This is a genomic window from Prevotella sp. CAG:592 (assembly GCF_000436015.1).
Classification (GTDB): domain Bacteria; phylum Bacteroidota; class Bacteroidia; order Bacteroidales; family Bacteroidaceae; genus Prevotella; species Prevotella pectinovora.
The window spans coordinates 33,957-56,306 of the sequence record NZ_FR892633.1 but is presented as its reverse complement, the minus strand read 5'-3'; the positions used below and the strand labels follow the sequence as shown (position 1 = coordinate 56,306).

Sequence of the window (22,350 nt, the reverse complement as noted above, 5' to 3'; positions counted from 1 at the left end):
CACGCCGTTCGATGTAATATTATACAACTGCGTGCAGCCTTGCCTCTGTCAGCCATCTGCCGCAAAGGGCCGATGGAATCAAGTGTGTGTATGTCTTGAAGTGAGGAGACTGGTTCTGTCACCTGTAGTGTCGCGTTTTTCTTTCATTAGATACAGCCCCGAACGGTAATTTTGCCGTTCAGGGTTTATACAGGGCAAAGATACGATGTTTGTATATGATTATCAAGTTTTTTCATGAAAATATTTGAAAAGCAGTCAGAAATCATCTGCCGCCTCTTATACTCCGGAAACCTTTTATGCCCTCTCCCACTCCATCCACGGCAGGGGCATGAAGAAAAATGTGAACGCAAAATGCGGTTATGTCATGCAAAAGTATTACCTTTGCAGCAGAAAAGCGGCTCCATACCGCATTGGAGTCTACATCAGCCTCAAAAAGAAAAAAGGAAAGGTGCTCGAGTGGCTGAAGAGGCACGCCTGGAAAGCGTGTATACGTCAAAAGCGTATCGGGGGTTCGAATCCCCCTCTTTCCGCTATAAGTCTACAGACCGGCAAGCGATGAAGCCCGATGGTCTGTAGACTTTTTTCGTTATCAAAGTTAATTTCAATGAAGTTCTTGTAATTGGCTTTTGCAAATTGACGGACCTTGGCAGTATGTTTTGCTTGACAAACTCCATGAGGTCGAGGCTTACGTTTCGTGTATCCATAATTGAATGAGATAGATATTTACTTGCAAAATCAGTTTATTATGGCTAAATTTGCAAGAAACAATTGATAAAAAGACCAATAACAGATTAAAACAAATATAATGGATGAAACAAATGTAAGGGTTAATTCTCTTAAGGCTTGGATTCTTGCCGCACGCCCCAAGACGCTCACCGGTGCTGCCGTGCCCGTTATGATAGGTATTGCCTGTGCCGTGGCTATGTATGGATGGTGTGGAATAAGGGTTGTGCCAGCTGTGTTGTGCATGCTGTTTGCTTTGATAATGCAGGTGGATGCCAACTTTATTAACGACTACTTCGACTTTATGAAAGGTACTGACGACGAACAACGTCTTGGTCCGAAGCGTGCCTGCGCGCAAGGATGGATAACGGCATCGGCTATGCGTAGTGGTTTATTCGTTACTACTCTTTTGGCTTGCATCGTTGGACTGCCTCTGGTATATTATGGTGGTTGGGAGATGATAATGGTTGGACTGGCATGCGTTGTCTTCTGCTTTCTGTATACCATATCGTTCTCGTACATCGGACTTGGCGATTTGCTTGTGCTCGTATTCTTTGGTATTGTGCCTGTTTGCATGACCTATTGGCTCACGGCTCCTCCTACCGCGCTTACGTCTATTCCGTTTGCCGTGGTATTGATGTCGATAGCTTGCGGACTGATTATTGACACATTGCTCGTGGTGAACAACTATCGTGACATCGAGAACGATAGGCGTGCAGGAAAGCTTACGCTTATTGTGCGCATTGGCGAGCGCGGCGGACTGGTTTTGTATCTTATGCTCGGACTTGTAGGCACCATTCTGGCTATTGTAGGTGTTGTGTTACTCGATTGGCACGACGGACAATGGACACAATCGCTATTAATTATATACACGCCATTCCATACATGGGCGTTCAACGAGATGCGATATATAAGGAAAGGTGCCGAGCTTAACCGTGTGCTTGGAATGACGGCACGCAATATGTTTATATTCGGATTGCTTGCATCGGCTGCCCTTGTATTTGCCAACTGATGACAAGCCGACTGTGTCAACTTTTTCCTGACTTCGTCATTGCGTCACCCAAAATCAGGTGACGCAATGATAAAAATATTGTTTATCAATCACTTATAAAATAAGTGTTTCTTGAGTGACAAGTCAGGAGAACATAAACACCCGATTTCTGTACCATTATATACCTGTTTTGGGGCAAGTAGCGTGCCCAATGTGGGTAAGCTGCTTGCCCACTTGGGGCAAGCACGTTGCCCCAAGTGGGCAGAATCCTTATCAGTTTTCAACACAAAACGTCCGTTGGTTTTTTAGTGGATTTTGGTACTTCTGAAGAAGGAATCAGTGTTTTGGGATAATTATGTTATAACAGCCCGTTAGTGCGAATCAGGAACAAATCGGCACCGCTGTCCCGTTGCCTGACGACTTTATCATACATTATGGACAAGAAACAGACGGTAATCGACTTTTTCGGTTGCCACCTTATTATATTGTAGTCAAATAACCAGAATTACTCAATATAATAACCAGAATCACTTAATAGATTATGACGAGACTAATGACTACAATGACTGCCACTGCCACGATGGCGGCGGAGGCGATGCAGGTGGTGAAAGACCTGAGATGGATGATTGTGTGCATAGCGGTGCTGATAGTGACCGACCTGTGGTTCGGCGTGTCGGAATCGCAGAAACGGAAGGTGCCCATCAGACTGTCGAGGGCTGGCAGACGCACCTGCAACAAGCTGATAGACTATTTCGCATATCTCTTTTTCGGTGCGATAATGGGAATGGCAATCTTCGAACCGCTGGGCATCGCCAACCACACCACCACGGCGGCAGCAGGACTGTCGCTGGCTTGCGTGTGGGAGATGGACAGCATCGTGAACCACGTGCTCGCGCTGCATGGCTATGCCGGCAGGTTCTCGCTCATGCGGCTGGCAACGGGATTTCTGAAGCGAAAGGACAACGCACTGGGCGAGGCGCTGGAGGAGAGTCTGAAAGAGAACCGGAAGGAGAACAGAAAAGAAAACCATGAGGAGGACGCGAAAGAAAATCGGGGGTACAGGAATCAGGAGGAGAACAGGGACAAGGACCTGGATGGAGAATGACAGTAAGGATAAACCCAAAACGGTCATTAGGCCGTTCAATGTATTATTTTAATACCGCTTGCAGTCTTTTGCTTTTTATAAGGCGTCTTTTGCTTGTTTTTAATTCGCAATAGCTCGCTATTACTCATTAAAAGCCAAACAAAATCCACTCTTCTAAAAGAACAAAATCCAAGCAAGCCCTAACGACCGATTCGGGATAATCAGAAAGGAACATGAAGCTTATCCTACGACTACAAGAATCACACAAACAAATAATCAAAACATTATCATGAGAAACATCAAGAGAATTTTTATCCATTGCACGGCGAGCAGCCGCAAGACGAGTATTGAACAGTTGCTGGCAGAATTCAAGAGCCGCGGATGGCATGCGCCGGGCTATCATTATGTGGCGATGCCAGACGGCAGGATGGTGAAGCTGCTCGACGAGGAGAAGGTGAGCAACGGAGTGAGGGGCTACAACCAGTCGGCGATAAACATCGCCTACGTAGGCGGCATCGACGCCAAAGGCCACCCCACCGACAACCGCACGATAGAGCAGAAGGCAGCCATCGTACACCTGCTGATAGAACTGAGGAGCCGTTACCCCAACGCCCTCATCATGGGCCACCGCGACATCTGGGGCGCCAACAATCCCAAGGCATGGCAGAAGGCGTGTCCGTGTTTCAATGCAACGAGGGAGTATGGGGCGATTTAAATCAAAATCCATTCTTCTAAAAGACCAAAACCAAAGCAAACCCTAATGACCGATTGGGTTTAAAAGGAATCATCCTGCATACGAGCGGCGACAGGCATCGTCGCATCGCAATGCAGGATGATTTCTTTTTCTGTCCGTTAGTATCTGGATTATGTCCCTATCTCTTTATCATCTTGAAGGAGCGTGTCTTGCCGTCGGCAAACATCTTCACCACTACGTTTACGCCCTTCTGCGGAGCCTGGAGCCGTGCGCCGTCAAGGCTGAATTACCTTCTTCTTTCCCATGATGTAGACGCCGCTCTTGAGATTCTTCACATTGCCGCCGGTTTGAACACGTATGGAGTGTTCTCCTTCAAGTTCTTCCTGTCGGAGATTTCGCTGAAGTACACCTTGTTCTCTATTTCGTCATATTCCTTGAGCTGCCAGTATTCGCCGTCAGGGTATTTTGCCACGTCCGGCAGGACGACAGTAGTCCACTCACCTTTTTTGAAAGCGTTGCGTCTTACCTTATTTTGTCAGAACTGCATATATCGCTGACTTTTTGCATAGACAAGTATTCGTTCCTCTTTCTAAATTCTTCCAATTTCTTCTTTCCGACGACAAAAGTATATATTTATTCCTTATCGTCAAATAGTTTTCTACAAAAATTAACGTTTTAATTGACGACAATCATAATACAAGCACATTTATGCGTTAAAAAGACCACTTTATTGACAAATATACAATAAAGTGTTATCCTTTTATACGATAGTTTGCCCTATTATTCCCCTCTTTTGTTTCTATGATGCGTTGTGTTGTTGTTCCAGTTGCAAAGGTAATGCGCAAGGAGCGTATGTCATGGGATTGACTGATGGTTGGGATTAGCTGCCGGATGGGATTGACTGCTGCTTAGAGCATCACTTCACATAGTCTACGAAAGCATAGTCATGCGAATGGCGGTCGTCGGCAGAATGGGCTTCACGGGCTGCTTCATGCCATGATGAATAATCGGGGAAGAAGGCGTCGGCTCCCTCCGTCTCGGCTTCTATCTCGGTGAGACACAGGCGGTCGGCAAACGGCAATGCCTGCCGGTATACGCTCTCGCCGCCGATGATATATACGTCTTCCTGGGCTGAACAAGACTTCAGCGCCTCGTCAATCGAAGGGTATACGTCGCATCCCGGCAGCTCCGCCACGCTGCGGCTCACCACCACGTTGCGTCTGTTTGGCAATGCTCCTTTGGGAAGCGACTCAAAGGTCTTGCGACCCATCACTATGGTGTGGCCCGTGGTGAGGAGCTTGAAGCGCTTCAGATCGTTGGGCAACCAATACAACAGTTTGTTTTCCTTTCCTATCGCCCTGTTTCTGTCCACGGCGGCAATGATGTTTATTCTCATGTTTTTTTATTTTAGGGGAGACAAAGATAATGCAAGGCGAGAGGAGAACGAAATGAATCCATTCTTTTCTTATCCCGAACCGAAGCTTATCTTATGCAAAGATAATGCAAGGCGAGCACAAAACAAAATGAAAAGACGCAAGACTTTCATTTTTTTGCCGAGCCGCAGCTTATCTTATTTAAAGATAATGCAAATACCTAACATTTTCGCCCAAGCGTGGCAAAATCTCACCAATAATGAGTATTTTTGCAGATTAGAACCGAATCCGGCATCAGAAACCTACTTGGATTTTCGGAACCGGAAAAAGAATATCACGGCATGACGGCCCAACGATGCGACAAGCATCTCAGGTTTTCTGCCGGCATGAACAAAAACAAGACAACAATATAGCAATATGGAAAGAATCGACATGAGAGATCTCAACGACAACGTGTTTGAGACTATAGGCAAGGAATGGATGCTCGTGACGGCGGGCAATGAAGAGAAGTTCAACATGATGACGGCATCGTGGGGATGTCTCGGATGGCTATGGAACAAACCTGTGGCAGTGGTCTTCATCCGTCCGGAACGCTACACCCACCAGTTCATCGAAGAGAACGACACGCTGACGCTGCAGTTTCTGGGCAACAGCGAGAAGGCACGCCAGGCATACAACTTCTGCGGTTCGAAATCGGGAAGAGACTTCGACAAGGCACACGAGGCTGGACTCACACCGGTGACACTTGAGGGAGGAGAAGTGACCTTTGAAGAGGCCCGACTGACACTGGTCTGCCGCAAGCTATACAAAGACACACTGAAGGAGGAGAACATGATTGACAAGCAGCTGACGCAATGGTATGGCGAAAAGCACGGCGGATACCACGACGTGTATGTATTGGAAATAACTGAAGCACTGAGAAAATAAGCAGAGCCTACAAATGATAGTTTGCATAGCAGAGAAACCCAGCGTGGCAAAGGACATCGCCAAGATTATCGGAGCCAACAGCGCACACGACGGATATATGGAGGGCAACGGATACCAAGTGACGTGGACCTTCGGACACCTGTGCACGCTGAAGGAACCTGAAGACTACACCGCCCTATGGAAGCGGTGGAGCCTGGCGGCGCTGCCCATGATTCCACAACGCTTCGGCATAAAGCTCATCGACGACAAGGGAATAGCAAAGCAGTTCTCTGTCATCGAGAAACTGATGCAGAATGCCGACGGCATCATAAACTGCGGCGACGCCGGACAGGAGGGTGAGCTGATTCAGCGATGGGTGATGCAGAAGGCCAACGCGAAATGTCCGGTGAAGCGCCTCTGGATATCATCGATGACCGACGAGGCGATTCGCGAGGGATTCGGCAACCTGAAGCCGCAGGACGACTACCAGCCGCTGTATCTCGCCGGACTGAGCCGTGCCATCGGCGACTGGATATTGGGAATGAACGCCACCCGCCTGTACACGCTGAAATACGGGCAGAACAGGCAGGTGCTGTCGATAGGACGAGTGCAGACACCAACGCTGGCGCTGATAGTGAACAGGCAGAAGGAGATTGACAACTTTGAACCGGAGCCTTACTGGGTGCTCGCCACGATATACCGCGACACCACGTTCACGGCTACGAAAGGAAAATTCACCACCAAGGAGGAGGGAGAACAGGCGTTTGCCACGATAGAGGGAAAACCGTTCACCGTAACCGACGTGCAGAAGAAACGCGGCACAGAAGCACCGCCACACCTCTACGACCTCACCTCGTTGCAGGTGGACTGCAACCGCAAATTCGGCATGAGCGCCGACATGACGCTGAAGATAATACAGACTCTCTATGAGCGCAAGCTGACTACATACCCCCGTGTGGACACACAATATCTGAGCGACGACATCTATCCCAAATGCGGAGGAATACTGAACGGCATAAAGGGCTACGACCAGCTCCTCACGGCACTGAGGGGAAAACCGCTGAAGAAGTCGAAAAAGGTGTTCGACACGAGCAAAGTGACCGACCACCACGCCATAATACCCACCGGAGTGCCGGCACAGGGACTCACCGACATGGAACGCCACGTCTACGACCTGATAGCCAGGCGCTTCATCAGCGTGTTCTATCCAGACTGCAAGTTCGCCACGACAACGGTGATGGGCGATGTGGACGGCATAGAATTCAAAGCCACCGGAAAACTGATTCTCGATCCGGGATGGAGGGCGGTGTATGCCAAGGACGCTGCCGACAGGCAGACTGCCGACGACGGCGACGCCAAGCCGCAGGACGAGGAGCGCACGCTGCCGGCATTCGAAAAGGGTGAGAGCGGAGAACACACGCCTACGCTGACGGAGAAATGGACCACACCGCCGAAATACTACACCGAGGCAACGCTGCTCAGGGCAATGGAAACGGCAGGAAAGTTCGTTGACAACGAGGAACTGCGGGCGGCGCTCAAGGAGAACGGCATCGGCAGACCATCGTCGAGGGCAGGCATCATAGAGACGCTGTTCAAGAGGCACTATATCCGAAGGGAGAGAAAAAACCTCGTGGCTACGGCTACAGGCATCGAACTCATCGACCTCATCAAGGAGGAACTGCTCAAGAGCTGTGAGCTGACGGGAATATGGGAGAAGAAACTGCGCGACATAGAGCACAAGACTTACGACCCGGCTCAGTTTATCAGCGAACTGAAGGAGCAGATTGCCACCATCGTACACGACGTGTTGAGCGACAACTCCAACCGACGCGTCACGATTCTCACTGAAGAGGACCTGAAAAAGAAGACCAAGCGGAAAACTGCAGCCAAACCTAAAGCTACGACGGCAACGAAGTCTGCAGCCAAGCCAGGCGACGCAACCGGAGTGAAACCGGGCGACGTATGTCCGGTGTGTGGCAAAGGCGTGGTGATAAAGGGAAAGACAGCATACGGATGCAGCAGATGGAAAGAGGGATGTTCTTTCAGACTGCCTTTCGAACAATAAAGCTGCCGATTGCACAATAAAAACGGCAAGTTTGAGTTTTTTCTTATATTATTAAGGAATAAGCATGAACAATATATCAAGGAAATCAAACAACAACGCAATGCCCCGTCAGCCTCATCACTATCCGGGATTGAGGATGTGGGCGGCATTGGCTGTTCTCGTGGCTGTTCTCGTCTCCTGTGGCGCCGACCGCAACTTCAAGAAGGGTGAGAAATTTCTCGCTCTTGGCGAATACTTCGACGCTGCGGCCCAATACAAACAGGCATACTCCAAATCGAAACCCAAGGACAGGACGGCAAGGGGTCTCTATGCCATGCGCATGGCATACTGCTACAACCGCATAAACTCCAACGGAAAGGCTATCGCCGCCTACCGCAACGCCATCAGATACGGCGCCGACAGTCTGCAGACGCATCTCGATTTCGCACGTGCGCTGCTAAAAGATGCCAACTACAAGGAGGCGGAGAAGGAATTCCTCCTGGTGCTCGACTCCATGCCAGACAACCAGCTGGCGAAAGACGGACTGCAGTCGGCACGCACGGCAAAGGCTGCAAAGGATGCGGGATCGAGATATATAGTGAAGAAGATGGACATATTCAATTCACGACGTGCCGACTTCTCGCCGATGTTCTGCGGAGACCAGTATGAACAGCTGTTCTTCACCTCAACCCGCAACGAGGCGGAGGGCGACGAACTGAGCGGAATAACGGGAACGAAAAACGGCGACATCTTCTATTCGCAGAAAGACGACAAAGGAAAATGGGGACGGCCGCAGACCATCACATCGGGACTCAACACAGAGTTTGACGAGGGTGCATGCTGCTTCTCGCCAGACCAGAGGGTGATGTATCTCACCCAATGCGTGAGCGACCCCTCCTACCCCAGATATGCCACGATAGCCACATCAAACCGTGCTGACGCAGCATGGGGAAAGGCAACAAAGCTGGAGATAACACGCGACACGCTGTCGAGCTTCGCCCACCCCGCAGTGTCGCCGGACGGAGAATGGCTCTACTTCACTTCCGACATGCCGGGAGGAAAGGGCGGACTCGACATCTGGAGAGTGAGAATCACAGCGGCAGGACTGGGAGGAGTGGAAAATCTGGGCGAGCCCATCAACACGGCTGGAGACGAGATGTTTCCTACATTCCGACCAAACGGTGACCTCTATTTCTCAAGCAACGGACATCCGGGTCTGGGCGGTCTCGACATCTTCATCGCCAAGACGGACAAGAGCGGAAAGAAAATCATACTGGAACATCCGGGATATCCGCTGAACTCCCAGGGCGACGACTTCGGAATGACTTTCGAGGGAGCACACAACAGGGGATTCTTCTCGTCAAACAGAGGCGACGGACGCGGCTGGGACCATATCTACAGCTTTGAGAAACCGGAGATAATACAGACCGTCACGGGATGGGTGTATGAGATGGAAGGATATGAACTGCCCGACGCACAGGTGTATCTCGTGGGCAACGACGGCACGAACAAAAAGCTCAGCGTGAAAGGCGACGGATCGTTCACCGAAGTGGTGGAACCGGGAGTGGACTACGTGCTGCTCGCCACCTGCAAGGGATTCCTGAACCACAAAGAGGAGATTAGCATCAAGCCCACTGCGGAGTCGGAAGACCACGTGCTGCAGTTCCCGCTGGCATCAATCCGTGTGCCGGTGCTCATCGACAACATCTTCTACGACTTCGACAAGTCATCGCTGCGCAAGGAATCGGAAACGGCTCTCGACGAACTCGTGAAACTGCTGCAGGAGAACCCGAACGTGACGATAGAGCTGAGCGCACACTGCGACTACAAGGGCAGCGAGGCCTACAACAAGAAACTGTCGCAGCGAAGGGCTGAAAGCGTGGTGAGATATCTCATCGCCAAGGGTGTGAGTGCCAAGAGACTGACACCTGTGGGATACGGCAAGATGAAGCCTAAGACGATAAGGAAGAAACTCACCGAGAAATACACATGGCTCAAAGAGGGCGACGTGCTCACCGAGGAATTCATAAAGAAACTCGACAAGGAGAAACAGGAAATCTGCAACCAGCTGAACAGAAGAACGGAATTCATCGTGCTGAGAACCACCTACGGCATGTTCGATGAAAACGGACAGCTGAAGAATCCGCCGAAGCCTAAAGAGAAAGAAGACGACACAGACGCCAATGGCAACGAAGACATCTTCCTGATTGAATGACGGGACAGCAAGCAACGGAACAGCAAGGAATGCTGTCCGACCCAAATAGGGTCATCTGCATCTGACGGCATAATGACCGGTTGGAGCTTAATGATGTTCTCCCCCATTACGGGAATGAATCATGGGATGACTTCATGACATTACAACAATCAAAAGAAGACAATGAACAACAAAGCAACATTAGAATTAGGCAACAAGCCTGTGGGCAAACTGCTCATGCAATATTCACTGCCTGCCATAATCGCGATGACGGCATCGTCGCTTTATAATATGGTGGACAGCATTTTCATCGGACAGGGAGTGGGACCGATGGCCATCAGCGGACTGGCACTCACCTTCCCGTTCATGAACCTGGGAGCGGCTTTCGGAGCCGGCGTAGGTGTGGGAGCATCAACGTGCATCTCAGTGAAACTCGGACAGAAAGACTACAACACGGCACAGAGGGTATTGGGAAACACCGTGACGCTGAACCTCATCATCGGACTGGCATTCAGCATCGTTTCGCTGCTGTTTCTCGACCCTATTCTTTATTTCTTCGGTGCAAGCGAACAGACTCTGCCCTATGCCAAAGACTATATGGTGATAGTGTTGCTGGGAAACGTGTTCTCCCACATGTATTTCGGAATGAACGCCGTGCTCAGAGCATCCGGGAAACCCCGCCAGGCAATGTATGCCACGATATTCACCGTGGTGCTCAACACCATACTCGACCCTATATTCATCTATCCACTGAACATGGGAATACAGGGTGCAGCCTATGCCACAATCCTCTCGCAGATGCTGGCACTGGTGTGGCAGATGCGCATATTCAGCAACAAGAACGAACTGCTGCATCTGAAACGCGGAATATACGGACTGAAGAAGGCAATCGTGAAAAACATACTCGCCATCGGACTCTCACCGTTCTCGATGAACGTGTGTGCGTGTATCGTGGTGATATTCATCAACAAGGGACTGCTCATGTATAGCGGCGACCTCGCCGTGGGTGCCTACGGCATAGCCAACAAGGTGTGCTTCATCTTCGTGATGGTGAACATGGGACTGACACAGGGTATGCAGCCCATAGCCGGATACAACTACGGAGCGCAGAAGCTCGACAGACTGATGCGTGTGCTCAGCCTCGCCACAATAGCCGGAACGGTAATCACAACGATTGGATTCCTCGTGGCTGAACTGATACCCGGGCCTTGCGCACGACTCTTCACCACCGACCAGCAGCTCATCGACCTCTCTGTAAACGGACTGAGGATAATGATGGCGGCATTCATGCTCGTGGGATCGCAGATGGTGATAACAAACTTCTTCCAGAGCATCGGAAAGGCAAAGATAAGCATGTTCCTCTCGCTGTCGAGACAGATGCTGTTCCTTTTCCCCATGCTGCTCATACTGCCCAAGTTCATGGGAGTCGACGGTGTGTGGTGGTCGATGCCTATCTCCGACACCATAGCGGAGATAGTGGCTGTGGTGATGATGTATACATACATGAAGAAATTCAAGAAACAACATAATTTATCAATGGCAAACGAAAAGCATTGAAGACATGGATAATATAAAAACGCATAGAAGACATGGATAATATAAAAAAGAACATTATAATAAACGTGGGACGACAGATCGGCAGCGGCGGACGCATAATAGCCAAGATGCTTGCCGACGACTTCAAATGTGGGTTCTACGACAGGGAGCTGCTCACCATAGCAGCAAAAGAGAGTGGATTCTGTGAGAAATTCTTCGAGCAGAACGACGAACAGAAGGGTTTCTTCCATTCGCTGTTTCACATGCACACGCCATTCGTTGGCGACGGCAGCTTCTACGACAACGACTTCTCGCAAGAGGGACTCTTCAAGATGCAGAGCGATACGATACGCAAATTGGCCGACGAGGGGTCGTGTGTCTTCGTGGGCAGATGCGCCGACTATGTGCTCAGAGACTACGAGAATGTGGTGAACATCTTCATCACGGCATCAATAGAAGACCGCATCAGCGAAATCCGCAAGCGCAAGGAATGCCAAGAGGATGAGGCACTGAAGATTATAAAGAACGGGGAGAAATCACGTTCCACATATTATAATTATTATACGGGAAAGAAATGGGGCGACAGCTCGTCGTATGACTTGTGTGTAAACACCTCACTGCTCGGAATCGAAGGCACGGAGGCTTATATCAAGGAGTTCATCGAGAAGGTGCTACACATAGGATGAGGGGCAGGAAGTGAAAAAGATAGGAATAATAAGCGACACCCACGGATATTGGGACGACAAATATCTAAAGTATTTCGAGCCCTGCGACGAAATATGGCATGCCGGCGACATCGGTTCGACAGAGGTGGCTGAGAGACTTGCTGAATTCAGAACCTTCAGGGCGGTATGCGGCAACTGCGACGGCGGTGACCTGAGGCTGATGTATAAAGAGAAGCTGAGGTTCAAATGCGAAGACGTTGACGTGCTGATGAAGCATATCGGCGGCTATCCCGGCAACTACGACAGCAGCATACGCTCGCAAATCTACGCCATGCCGCCTCAACTTTTCATCAGCGGCCACAGTCATATTCTGAAAGTGAAATACGACAAGACGCTCGGTCTGCTCCACATCAATCCCGGTGCGGCAGGTCTGCAGGGATGGCACAAGGAGCGCACCATAGTGAGGCTCACCATCGACGGCAACAAATTCAAAGACTGCGAAGTGATAACTCTGGCATAAACTGGCTGAAAACACAGCCGGATAATCTATATCTAGAAAAAACTAGAAAAGCTAGAATGTCTAGAAAGACTAGAAAAGCCAGAAGGTCTAGAAGGTCTAGAAGAACTAGAAAATCCAGCCCACTCAAAGAAAAAAAAACAACAAAAAAAACATAACATGAAAACCTATTTAGTAACAGGAGCTGCCGGTTTTATCGGCGCCAACTACATCAAGTATCTGCTTCACCGCAAATACAAGAAAGAAGAAATAAAGGTGATAGTGCTCGACCTGCTTACATACGCAGGAAATCTCGGAACTATAAAGGATGACATCGACAACGACCGTTGCATCTTCGTGCGCGGCGACATCCGCGACCGCGAACTTGCCGACAGGCTCTTCACTGAATACGATATAGACTATGTGGTGAACTTCGCTGCCGAGAGCCATGTGGACCGCTCTATCGAGAACCCGCAGCTCTTCCTCGAAACAAACATCTTAGGCACGCAGAACCTGCTCGACGCGGCGCGCCGTGCTTGGGTGACGGGAAAGGATGCCACAGGATACCCCACCTGGAAGACTGGCAAGCGCTACCATCAGGTGAGCACCGACGAGGTGTATGGTTCGCTTGGCAAAGACGGATTCTTCACCGAGAAGACGCCTCTCTGTCCTCACAGCCCCTACAGTGCTTCTAAGACAAGTGCCGACATGATAGTGATGGCATACCACGACACCTACCACATGCCGACCTCTATCACAAGATGCTCTAACAACTACGGACCATACCACTTCCCTGAAAAGCTCATTCCGCTGATCATCAACAACATCCTGGAGGGAAAGAAACTCCCGGTATATGGCAAGGGCGACAACGTGCGCGACTGGCTCTACGTTGAAGACCACTGCAAGGCAATCGACCTCGTGGTGCGCCAGGGACGCGAAGGTGAGGTATATAATGTGGGCGGCCACAACGAGATGACAAACATCAACATTGTGAAACTCACCATCAAGACAATCCACGACATGATGGCTGCCGACAAGAACCTGCGCAACATACTGAAGAAACAGGTGAAGGACGCCAACGGCGACATCGACATCAGCTGGATAAACGACGAACTCATCACATTCGTTGCCGACAGACTGGGCCACGACCAGCGCTACGCCATCGACCCTACCAAGATAAAGGAGGAACTGGGATGGTATCCGGAAACGATGTTTGCCGACGGCATCGTGAAGACCATCAAATGGAACCTCGAACATCAGGACTGGATTGCCGAAGTGACAAGCGGCGACTACCAGAAATATTACGAACAGATGTACGGCAACAGATAAGCCGACTGGTAACAACGACGACCGACAAACGTTCTGTCATAAAGACGAAGAACCAATGCACTGTCATAACATCACCGCATAATGGCGACCAGTCACAACAACCGGACGGCAAGACGGCTACAAAAGAAGGGGAAAGGAAAAGACATGACTGACAATCCCCGAAAATTTCACACAAACCCAAAGAAGATAAAGAAAATGAAGAAGATACTATTGTTAGGATCCGGAGAACTTGGAAAAGAGTTTGTAATCGCAGCAAAACGTGCAGGACAGTATGTCATAGCCTGCGACCGCTATCCTAATGCCCCTGCCATGCAGGTGGCAGACGAAGCAGAAGTGTTCAACATGCTCGACGGCAAAGCCCTCGACAACGTAGTGGACAGACACAAACCGGATATCATCGTGCCTGAGATAGAAGCGATACGCACTGAGAGACTCTTCGACTATGAGAGCAATGGCATACAAGTGGTGCCGAGCGCCAAGGCGGTGAACTACACCATGAACCGCAAGGCTATCCGCGATCTGGCAGCCAAAGAACTGGGACTGCGCACGGCGAAGTATTTCTACGCCAAGACTCTCGATGAACTGAAGGCTCACTCAAAGGAAATCGGTTTCCCATGCGTAGTAAAGCCGCTGATGTCGTCGTCTGGCCACGGACAAAGCATCGTGAATAGCGCCGATGAACTGGAGATGGCTTTCAACGCAGCCATGGAAGGCAGCAGAGGCGACGTGAAGGAGATAATCATCGAGGAGTTCATACATTTCGACAGTGAGTTCACGCTGCTCACCGTGACACAAAAGAACGGTCCCACCCTGTTCTGCCCTCCTATCGGCCACGTGCAGAAAGGCGGCGACTACAGAGAGAGCTGGCAACCGTTCTGTCTGCCTGCCGACGAACTGAAAAAGGCTGAAGACATGGCAGCAAAGGTCACTGCGGCTCTCACCGGCGCCGGCATCTGGGGAGTGGAATTCTTCCTTACGAAACAGGGTGAAGTGATATTCTCCGAACTCTCTCCGCGTCCTCACGACACAGGAATGGTGACCTTGGGACACACCCTGAACCTGAACGAGTTTGAGCTCCACTTCCGTGCCGTTATGGGATTGCCAATACCTGCCATCCATCTGGAGCATGCCGGAGCAAGCGCCGTGGTTCTCGGCAAGGAGGAAACCGACGACGCACCGGCATACAATATGACCGACGCCGTAAGCGAAGACTATACCCGTCTGCGCATCTTCGGCAAACAGCATCAGCTGGTGGGCAGACGCATGGGTGTAGTGTTGTGTTATGGCGACAAGGACGACGATACTACTCCGCTCCGCGACAAGGCTAAGCGTCTGGCTGCCACAGTGCTCGGAACTGACCCGTATATGGAGAAATAGATGTGGACCTGACTGACCGCCGACAACCCGCTAAGCAAACCTGCCGTTTCCTATAGAAACACAAAATGGACCTTGCCAGATCGTCTGGCTTGCAAACTTGCCTGCTCGTCAACTCGTCAACTAAAAAACATACAATAATGAAAGTTTCTGAAGCAAAGATTATCGACATCCCCAAGATTGAGGACCGCCGCGGAAATCTATCCGTGGTGGAGGAATACAACCAGATACCGTTCAAGATATCGAGGGCATACTGGGTTTACGACGTGCCGGGAGGCGAAAGCCGTGGCGGACACGCACACAAGAAGCTGAAGCAGCTGATAATAGCTCTCAGCGGCAGCTTCACTGTTACCCTCGACGACGGCACGGAGCGCCGCACTTTCCTGCTCAACCACCCATACCAGGGACTGGTGATAGAGACGGGCATCTGGCGAACGCTCGACGATTTCTCTTCTGGAGCCGTATGCCTCGTGCTTGCATCAGAGGTGTATGAACCAGAGGACTATATCTACGACTACGAGGAATTCCTGAAATACAAGGGAGTAAAAGACTGATTAACGTGACATCACACAATGTGTATGAAGATAAGGCTATGTGTATGGAGATAAAGGAACTGTCGGCTGAAGAATACGACAAGACATACCCCTCTGAGTATGTCTACAACAGCGTTGCCTTCTGCGAACTGAACAGAGAGAAGGTGGAACGGATAAGATATCTCTCCATCGGCGATACAAAACCGCGTTTCGGCATCATCCTCGGTGAGCGTGCCGACTCGCTGGCATCGCCTTTCTCTGCTCCTTTCGGCGGATTCACACAGCGCGACACGCTGAGACTCGACTATATGGACGAGGCTGCAAGACTGGTTGCCGACTATGCCTGCCGGATGGGAAAGAAACTCATCATCACGCCGCCGGCACTGGTCTACGACACTACGCTGCTGTCGAAATGGACCAACATCCTGTCTTCGCACCTGTCAACGAGGTGGGTGGACCTGAACTATCACTTCGACCTCAGCCGCATGGACGACTACTCCTGCCACATGGAACGCAATGCCAAAAAGAACCTCAACCGTGCCTTGCGGCAGGACTTCTGCTTCGTGAAGCTCGACAGCGGCAAGAGGAGCGATGTGGAGCGTGCCTACAACGTTATCCGCCGCAACAGGGAGGAACGCGGCTTTCCGCTCAGAATGACTCTCGAACAGGTGTGGCAGACGGTGAGCAGAGTGGTAAGCGCCGATTTCTTCGTGCTCGAACATGGCGGCAACGACGTGGCTGCGGCTCAAGTGTTCCGGGTTTCCAGAAACATTGCCCAGGTGGTATACTGGGGTGACATAAGAGAATATTCCGCCCTGCGCCCCATGAACATGATCACCTACTGCGTGTTCAAGCATTACCACGACGCCGGACTGCGCATCCTCGACATCGGCATATCCACGGAATGCGGAGTGCCAAATTTCGGTCTCTGCGAATTCAAGGAGAGCATCGGATGCGGGGTGACGCTGAAATACAGTTTCGAAAGCAAACAATAATAATCATCACTTCATTCTCATGATAAAATACTTAGACCTAAAAGACATAACAGCCCAGCATGCTGACGAGATACAGCAGGCAGTTGCCGGCGTGGTGGCTGGCGGATGGTATCTGCACGGCAAGGTGACTGAACGGTTTGAAAACGACTATGCCCGATATATCGGCACCCGTCACGCCATAGGCTGCGGCAACGGACTCGACGCACTGACGCTGATATTCCGTGCATACAAAGAAATGGGAGTGATGAATGACGGCGACGAAGTGATAGTGCCTGCCAACACCTTTGTGGCATCCATCCTCGCCATAACGGAGAATGGTCTGAAGGCGGTGCTCGTGGAACCGCGCCTCGACACTCTGCAGATTGACGATTCGCTGATAGAACAAGCCATAACACCGCGCACCAAGGCGATAATGATAGTGCATCTCTACGGCAGATGTGCCTATACCGACCACATCGGTGACATCTGCCGCAAGCATCACCTGAAACTGATAGAAGACAATGCCCAAGCTCACGGATGCCTGTATCGGGAGACTGCCACCGACAATCCCCTCTACGGCAGACGCACGGGAGGTCTGGGCGATGCCGCAGGCCACAGTTTCTATCCGGGCAAGAATCTCGGAGCGTTGGGCGATGCGGGAGCCGTAACCTGCAACGACGACATGCTGGCGGAGATGATACGGTCGCTGGGCAACTATGGTTCGTCACGCAAATACGTGTTCGACCACTGTGGCCGCAACTCCCGGTTAGACGAGGTGCAGGCTGCCGTGCTCGACGTGAAGCTGCGCCATCTCGACACCGACAACGGGCGGCGCCGCCAAGTGGCGCTACGGTTGATTGAGGGCATAAACAATCCTCTGGTAAGAGTGCCTTCGCCGGATTTCCATTCCAACAGTGTCTTCCACATCTTCCCCATCCTATCCGAAAAGCGCAATGCCCTGCAGGAATATCTACTCAGCAACGGCGTGCAGACGATGATACACTACCCCATTCCGCCCCACCGGCAGAATTGCTATGCCTCGCCGGCATCTGCAGATGATGCAGGGGTGACAAATCATAATGCAGGGATGAAGGCTGATAATGCAGGGATAACAACTGATGCTGTCGGACTGAAGGCTGACTGCAAGGGCTGTCTGGTTTTGCCCGACGGCGGACTGCCCGTCACGGAACTAATCCACAACGAGGAACTGAGTCTGCCCTGCAACCAGACCATGACTGAAGACGATGTGGAGAGAATAATACGGTTGATAAACGATTTCCGTGTCTGACCTCACCGGCGGCAAGACAAGGCCATACACCATACCACTCAGTGGCAATACAAAACAACCCGCCTTTTTATCCGGCGGCAAAAAAATAAAAAATGTAACACTATAATCCACCATATCAGTAATATCATATCTGTAACACCCTAATCCATCATATCATGATAAATCTGTCATCACACAAGGCCTTCTCCATCTATCTGCTCTTTGCGGCACTGTTTCTGGGAGTGCAGATGTTCCAAGGTCTCTCCTATCTCGACATCGGAATGTATATGTCGGGATACCAGCATTTCACGAGCGACCCATACGCTTCATACTTCCTCGGACAGTGGATTCTCACCTACGACGTAACATCGGCTCTCTGCAAACTATTCTCCATCAACTCTTTCCTGGGGCTCAGGGTGCTGCATCTGGTTTATGTGCTTGTCACCCAGACCGTGGTGTATCTATATCTGCGGCAATACATATCCACAAGGAGCATCATCACCGGAATGCTCATCGCCACGCTTGCCCACTACGGCAGCTACACGGAGATAAACTATAACGACTATTCTGCCCTGCTGCTCCTGCTCAGCATCCTATGCTATCATGGCGGAGCCGACAGAGACAACCAGTGGATAATAATGATGGGCGGTGTGCTGGCTGGAGTGGCGGTATATTTCCGCATCGTCAACATCACATACATCTGTCTCCCTCTCTGCGCCATGCTCATATCCAAGAAATGGAACAACGGACACAGTCCGTCAAACGGCGCAACATTCTTCTATATCGGTATGTGCTTCGGCGGACTGCTGGGATATGTCGTGCTGCTCTGCCAAGGTCTCGACAACGTGTTCGCACTGACCTTCAACGACATCGCCGGCATCTCCTCCGACAAGAGCGACACCCACGGCATGCTCTACGTGATGCGCAGCATGTACGACCTCTACACCGAGGTGGTGGCTAATGCCGAATACATCATGCTGTTCTGGATTATCATCGTGGCCGGAATGAAGCAGACCAGAAGGATAATGAGGATAACGCTGGTTGCTGTAGCCATAGTGCTCACTCTCGTAATGATGAACTTCTCGTTCTTCCCCTCAAACATCACCATGGCTCTATGTCTGATAGGCGGCGTGGGGGTGTTCTTCATCCGTGGCGTATACCCTCCGCTCGCCCATCTCGTGATGATCAGCCTGTTCCTGCCATTCGTGATGCCGGTGGGAAGCAATGCCGAACCGTCGTTCTATGGCAAGGAGACGTGTTTCCTCACCCTGCCCCTCGTGATGTATGTATTGTTTGAGGAACTGATGCCCAAGAAGAAACAGCTGGAGAGACGTGCCGCCATGTGTATGATAGGGGTGCTGGGTGCCGGACTGCTGTTCTTCAACCTCACCCACAAGCAGATGGAAGAGGGCAACCGCATAGCATGCCGCTACACCGTGGACAGTCAGCTGACCCGCGGCATCCTCACCACAAAGGAGAACGCCGACATGTATAACTATCTCATCCGGGAGGTGAAACCCCACATCCGCCAGGGCAGCTATATGATATGCTCGTTCTCGCTGCCTGCCGTTTCGATATTGGATTGCAAGCCGTGGGCGGTGTACTCCACGGTATACAGCACCGACCGCATGAACGACCGCTACATCAAAGTGGCATGGAAGCATACCAAAGAACTGCCATACGTGCTGCTCGACGAGGAAAATCTCCCTGATGGCTACAAGCATATCATGGAGGAACTCTCGCTCATAAGGAAATACCAGAAGATATGGACCGACGGCAAATATTCGCTATACTACAGCAAGCCTTATCCTGGACCTGAAAGACCGAAAATCACCGACGTAGATCCATACAGGCATCATCCTTGATGAAAATCCATAATAACAACTCTGCATATCATGACACCAAAGGAAAAGAGAAACGCATTGCTCGCCGAAAAGCTGGTGGGCAACCTGAAGCAGCGACACTACGAAGCATTCTTCTGCCACACGGCACAAGAGGCTGTGGAGAAGATTACCGGGATGATTCCCGAAGGAAGCTCCGTGACATGGGGCGGATCGATGACTATCCGCGACATGGGACTCACCAGGGCGCTACACAACAAGGAGGGGCTCGACATCTGGGACCGCGACCTGGCGCCAGACCGCGAGGCGGCACAGGAAATCTACCGCCGCGCCTTCTATGCTGACTACTATCTGTCGAGCGTCAACGCCATGTCGGAAGACGGCGAGATAGTGAACATCGACGGCAACGGCAACCGTGTGGCGGCTATAACATTCGGTCCGAAACACGTGATTCTGGTGGTGGGCATCAACAAGGTGGCGCAGAACCTGGAGGCTGCCATATCGCGCGCCCGCAGTCTGGCGGCACCTGTAAACATGATGCGATTCGCCGACCTCAACACGCCATGCAAACACGACGGCACGTGTCACGACTGCAAATCGCCTGACTCCATCTGCAACTACATACAGATAATGCGGAACTCGCATCCCGCAGGCAGACATATCGTAGTGATAGTGGACGAAGAACTGGGATATTGAAACTTTTAAAACATGAAATAAGAACTTATGCAACAATACTTGAACCTCCTCGACCGCATCCTGACAGAGGGCACGAAGAAGTCCGACCGCACGGGAACGGGAACAATAAGCATCTTCGGCAATCAGATGCGTTTCGACATGAGCAAGGGATTCCCGCTGCTCACCACAAAGAAGCTACACCTCAAGTCGATAATATACGAATTGCTGTGGTTCCTGCAGGGCGACACCAACGTGAAATACCTGCAAGACCACGGTGTGCGCATCTGGAACGAATGGGCTGACGAAAACGGCGAACTGGGTCCTATCTACGGACATCAGTGGCGCTCGTGGCCGGGACACAACGGTGAACCGATTGACCAGATAAAGAAGGTGGTGGAACAGATAAAAAACACTCCTGACTCCCGACGGATGATTGTGAGCGCATGGAACGTGGCCGACATCGACGACATGAAACTGCCGCCTTGCCACTGCTTCTTCCAGTTTTATGTTGCCGACGGCAAACTCTCGCTGCAGCTATACCAGCGCAGCGCCGACACATTCCTCGGAGTGCCGTTCAACATCGCCTCTTATGCCCTGCTGCTGCTCATGGTGGCACAGGTGACAGGACTCGAGCCGGGCGACTTCATCCATACCACCGGCGACACTCACCTCTATCTCAACCACATCGAACAGGCAAGGCTGCAGCTGACCCGCACTCCGAGACCTCTGCCCCAGATGAAGCTGAACCCGGATGTGAAAGACCTCTTCAGCTTCAGATTCGAGGACTTCCAGCTCGAAGGCTACGACCCATGGCCGCATATCGCAGCACAGGTGAGCGTATAGGGCAGTCTGCTTTTCACTGAACCCAAATCACTCATTTGGGCTTAAGATAAAAAATGGACAGCATGCGTGCCCACATAGGGCAAGCACCTTGCCCCAGTTGAGAAAGCACCTTGCCCCAGTTAGGCACGCGTCTTGCCCATTTTTTATATAATTGCATAGTCAACCACAGGCTCAAGCAAGTATTTGCAGATAGAATATCGCCTGAAGTTCAAACTGCCATTTTGAATTTTAGCTCAAAAGTTATAAATTATATTTTGAAAAACGCTCATTCCCTTTCTAAAAACGACAAATTTGGATTATAGTGCAGATATGCGTATGGGCACGATAGAAATCAGAAGAAGGAGAATGATTTATTTTTGAATTACCAGACAGGGATAAAAAATTAAAAGGAAATAGCATTTTCTGATTACAAACTATTGCAGGTTACTTCAAAAAAATATATCTTTGCACGGTTTAGCAAACAGCGTCGGTCATTGTCAACCGATGGTTTTATGGTACAATAATCCCCACATGGAAGTTACGGGAAAAGACATCATAAAGGAGCAAGAAAACAAACGAAAGAATATAACATAACAATTATCCACAAACATCATAACAAAACATGGCACATCATAATTTAGATTCTTTGGACAAGAAGATTCTCAAACTCATCGCGGAAGACGCAAGAATGCCGTTCCTCGAGGTGGCAAGAGTCTGCAACGTGAGCGGAGCCGCTATTCACCAGCGCATTCAGAAACTCAGCAACCAAGGCGTGCTGAAGGGTTCGAAATTCAACATCGACCCTGAGAAAATAGGATATGAGACGTGT

General features: G+C 50.7%; 20 protein-coding genes and 1 tRNA gene. 19 read left to right on the top strand and 2 right to left on the bottom strand.

The genetic code is table 11. The features are described 5' to 3' along the window. Positions 1-442: 442 nt before the first annotated feature. From QVO99_RS10420 to QVO99_RS10405, 4 genes are all read left to right on the top strand, one after another. Positions 443-530: transfer RNA gene (locus QVO99_RS10420), tRNA-Ser, on the top strand. A 275-nt stretch (positions 531-805) separates the two neighbouring features. Then, positions 806-1,735: a 1,4-dihydroxy-2-naphthoate octaprenyltransferase gene (gene menA, locus QVO99_RS10415; RefSeq protein WP_022317554.1), complete on the top strand. Its 930-nt coding sequence runs from the start codon at positions 806-808 to the stop codon at positions 1,733-1,735. 520 nt (positions 1,736-2,255) lie between these two features. Further along, on the top strand, positions 2,256-2,819 hold the full coding sequence (locus QVO99_RS10410; protein WP_022317553.1) for a membrane protein: 564 nt from the start codon (positions 2,256-2,258) through the stop codon (positions 2,817-2,819). Positions 2,820-3,087: 268 nt separating this feature from the next. Next, positions 3,088-3,513 (top strand): N-acetylmuramoyl-L-alanine amidase, encoded by a 426-nt coding sequence (locus tag QVO99_RS10405; protein WP_022317552.1) that lies wholly within the window; start codon positions 3,088-3,090, stop codon positions 3,511-3,513. A 310-nt stretch (positions 3,514-3,823) separates the two neighbouring features. Here the strand turns inward: QVO99_RS10405 and QVO99_RS10400 are convergent, their stop codons facing one another. Together QVO99_RS10400 and QVO99_RS10395 are read right to left on the bottom strand one after the other, a co-directional pair. After that, the gene (locus tag QVO99_RS10400) at positions 3,824-3,964 is read right to left on the bottom strand and encodes a hypothetical protein (RefSeq protein ID WP_288177198.1); all 141 of its coding nucleotides are present in this window, start codon (positions 3,962-3,964) and stop codon (positions 3,824-3,826) included. A 444-nt stretch (positions 3,965-4,408) separates the two neighbouring features. After that, positions 4,409-4,888, bottom strand: coding sequence for a dihydrofolate reductase (locus tag QVO99_RS10395; protein WP_022317550.1), 480 nt, complete (start codon positions 4,886-4,888; stop codon positions 4,409-4,411). A 394-nt stretch (positions 4,889-5,282) separates the two neighbouring features. Here QVO99_RS10395 and QVO99_RS10390 point away from each other — a divergent pair, with 394 nt between their 5' ends. From QVO99_RS10390 to QVO99_RS10320, 15 genes are all read left to right on the top strand, one after another. Next, the gene (locus tag QVO99_RS10390) at positions 5,283-5,792 is read left to right on the top strand and encodes a flavin reductase family protein (RefSeq protein WP_022317549.1); all 510 of its coding nucleotides are present in this window, start codon (positions 5,283-5,285) and stop codon (positions 5,790-5,792) included. A gap of 13 nt (positions 5,793-5,805) precedes the next feature. Further along, positions 5,806-7,836, top strand: coding sequence for a DNA topoisomerase 3 (locus QVO99_RS10385; RefSeq protein ID WP_022317548.1), 2,031 nt, complete (start codon positions 5,806-5,808; stop codon positions 7,834-7,836). 136 nt (positions 7,837-7,972) lie between these two features. Further along, entirely contained in the window at positions 7,973-10,030 is a 2,058-nt protein-coding gene (gene porE, locus QVO99_RS10380; RefSeq protein WP_288177205.1) for a PorE family type IX secretion system protein, read from the top strand. Positions 10,031-10,192: 162 nt separating this feature from the next. Continuing rightward, positions 10,193-11,566: an MATE family efflux transporter gene (locus QVO99_RS10375; RefSeq protein ID WP_022317546.1), complete on the top strand. Its 1,374-nt coding sequence runs from the start codon at positions 10,193-10,195 to the stop codon at positions 11,564-11,566. Between the two features lie 32 nt (positions 11,567-11,598). Continuing rightward, a complete protein-coding gene (locus QVO99_RS10370; protein WP_022317545.1) occupies positions 11,599-12,231 on the top strand; it encodes an AAA family ATPase in 633 nt (210 codons plus the stop codon). Between the two features lie 10 nt (positions 12,232-12,241). Continuing rightward, complete coding sequence (locus tag QVO99_RS10365) at positions 12,242-12,730, top strand: metallophosphoesterase family protein (RefSeq protein WP_022317544.1); 489 nt, start codon at positions 12,242-12,244, stop codon at positions 12,728-12,730. Positions 12,731-12,886: 156 nt separating this feature from the next. Further along, entirely contained in the window at positions 12,887-14,035 is a 1,149-nt protein-coding gene (gene rfbB / locus QVO99_RS10360) for a dTDP-glucose 4,6-dehydratase (protein ID WP_022317543.1), read from the top strand. Between the two features lie 195 nt (positions 14,036-14,230). After that, the gene (gene purT / locus QVO99_RS10355; RefSeq protein ID WP_044073806.1) at positions 14,231-15,412 is read left to right on the top strand and encodes a formate-dependent phosphoribosylglycinamide formyltransferase; all 1,182 of its coding nucleotides are present in this window, start codon (positions 14,231-14,233) and stop codon (positions 15,410-15,412) included. 137 nt (positions 15,413-15,549) lie between these two features. Next, complete coding sequence (locus QVO99_RS10350; RefSeq protein WP_022317541.1) at positions 15,550-15,963, top strand: sugar 3,4-ketoisomerase; 414 nt, start codon at positions 15,550-15,552, stop codon at positions 15,961-15,963. 5 nt (positions 15,964-15,968) lie between these two features. Further along, a complete protein-coding gene (locus tag QVO99_RS10345; protein WP_022317540.1) occupies positions 15,969-16,937 on the top strand; it encodes a GNAT family N-acetyltransferase in 969 nt (322 codons plus the stop codon). A 19-nt stretch (positions 16,938-16,956) separates the two neighbouring features. Beyond that, entirely contained in the window at positions 16,957-18,204 is a 1,248-nt protein-coding gene (locus tag QVO99_RS10340) for a DegT/DnrJ/EryC1/StrS family aminotransferase (RefSeq protein ID WP_022317539.1), read from the top strand. Between the two features lie 155 nt (positions 18,205-18,359). Then, on the top strand, positions 18,360-20,048 hold the full coding sequence (locus QVO99_RS10335; protein ID WP_022317538.1) for a glycosyltransferase family 39 protein: 1,689 nt from the start codon (positions 18,360-18,362) through the stop codon (positions 20,046-20,048). A 30-nt stretch (positions 20,049-20,078) separates the two neighbouring features. Beyond that, positions 20,079-20,720, top strand: coding sequence for a lactate utilization protein (locus QVO99_RS10330; RefSeq protein ID WP_022317537.1), 642 nt, complete (start codon positions 20,079-20,081; stop codon positions 20,718-20,720). Between the two features lie 27 nt (positions 20,721-20,747). Beyond that, complete coding sequence (locus QVO99_RS10325; RefSeq protein WP_022317536.1) at positions 20,748-21,542, top strand: thymidylate synthase; 795 nt, start codon at positions 20,748-20,750, stop codon at positions 21,540-21,542. Positions 21,543-22,143: 601 nt separating this feature from the next. Then, on the top strand, positions 22,144-22,350 hold a 207-nt coding region (locus QVO99_RS10320; protein WP_288177194.1), incomplete at its 3' end, for an Lrp/AsnC family transcriptional regulator.

Bases quoted from the DNA above. Each gene is read 5' to 3' on its own strand.
- menA (WP_022317554.1), top strand. From the start codon at position 806: ATGGATGAAACAAATGTAAGGGTTAATTCTCTTAAGGCTTGGATTCTT.
- QVO99_RS10410 (WP_022317553.1), top strand. From the start codon at position 2,256: ATGACGAGACTAATGACTACAATGACTGCCACTGCCACGATGGCGGCG.
- QVO99_RS10405 (WP_022317552.1), top strand. From the start codon at position 3,088: ATGAGAAACATCAAGAGAATTTTTATCCATTGCACGGCGAGCAGCCGC.
- QVO99_RS10395 (WP_022317550.1), bottom strand. From the start codon at position 4,888: ATGAGAATAAACATCATTGCCGCCGTGGACAGAAACAGGGCGATAGGA.
- QVO99_RS10390 (WP_022317549.1), top strand. From the start codon at position 5,283: ATGGAAAGAATCGACATGAGAGATCTCAACGACAACGTGTTTGAGACT.
- QVO99_RS10385 (WP_022317548.1), top strand. From the start codon at position 5,806: ATGATAGTTTGCATAGCAGAGAAACCCAGCGTGGCAAAGGACATCGCC.
- porE (WP_288177205.1), top strand. From the start codon at position 7,973: ATGTGGGCGGCATTGGCTGTTCTCGTGGCTGTTCTCGTCTCCTGTGGC.
- QVO99_RS10375 (WP_022317546.1), top strand. From the start codon at position 10,193: ATGAACAACAAAGCAACATTAGAATTAGGCAACAAGCCTGTGGGCAAA.
- QVO99_RS10370 (WP_022317545.1), top strand. From the start codon at position 11,599: ATGGATAATATAAAAAAGAACATTATAATAAACGTGGGACGACAGATC.
- rfbB (WP_022317543.1), top strand. From the start codon at position 12,887: ATGAAAACCTATTTAGTAACAGGAGCTGCCGGTTTTATCGGCGCCAAC.
- purT (WP_044073806.1), top strand. From the start codon at position 14,231: ATGAAGAAGATACTATTGTTAGGATCCGGAGAACTTGGAAAAGAGTTT.
- QVO99_RS10350 (WP_022317541.1), top strand. From the start codon at position 15,550: ATGAAAGTTTCTGAAGCAAAGATTATCGACATCCCCAAGATTGAGGAC.
- QVO99_RS10340 (WP_022317539.1), top strand. From the start codon at position 16,957: ATGATAAAATACTTAGACCTAAAAGACATAACAGCCCAGCATGCTGAC.
- QVO99_RS10335 (WP_022317538.1), top strand. From the start codon at position 18,360: ATGATAAATCTGTCATCACACAAGGCCTTCTCCATCTATCTGCTCTTT.
- QVO99_RS10330 (WP_022317537.1), top strand. From the start codon at position 20,079: ATGACACCAAAGGAAAAGAGAAACGCATTGCTCGCCGAAAAGCTGGTG.
- QVO99_RS10325 (WP_022317536.1), top strand. From the start codon at position 20,748: ATGCAACAATACTTGAACCTCCTCGACCGCATCCTGACAGAGGGCACG.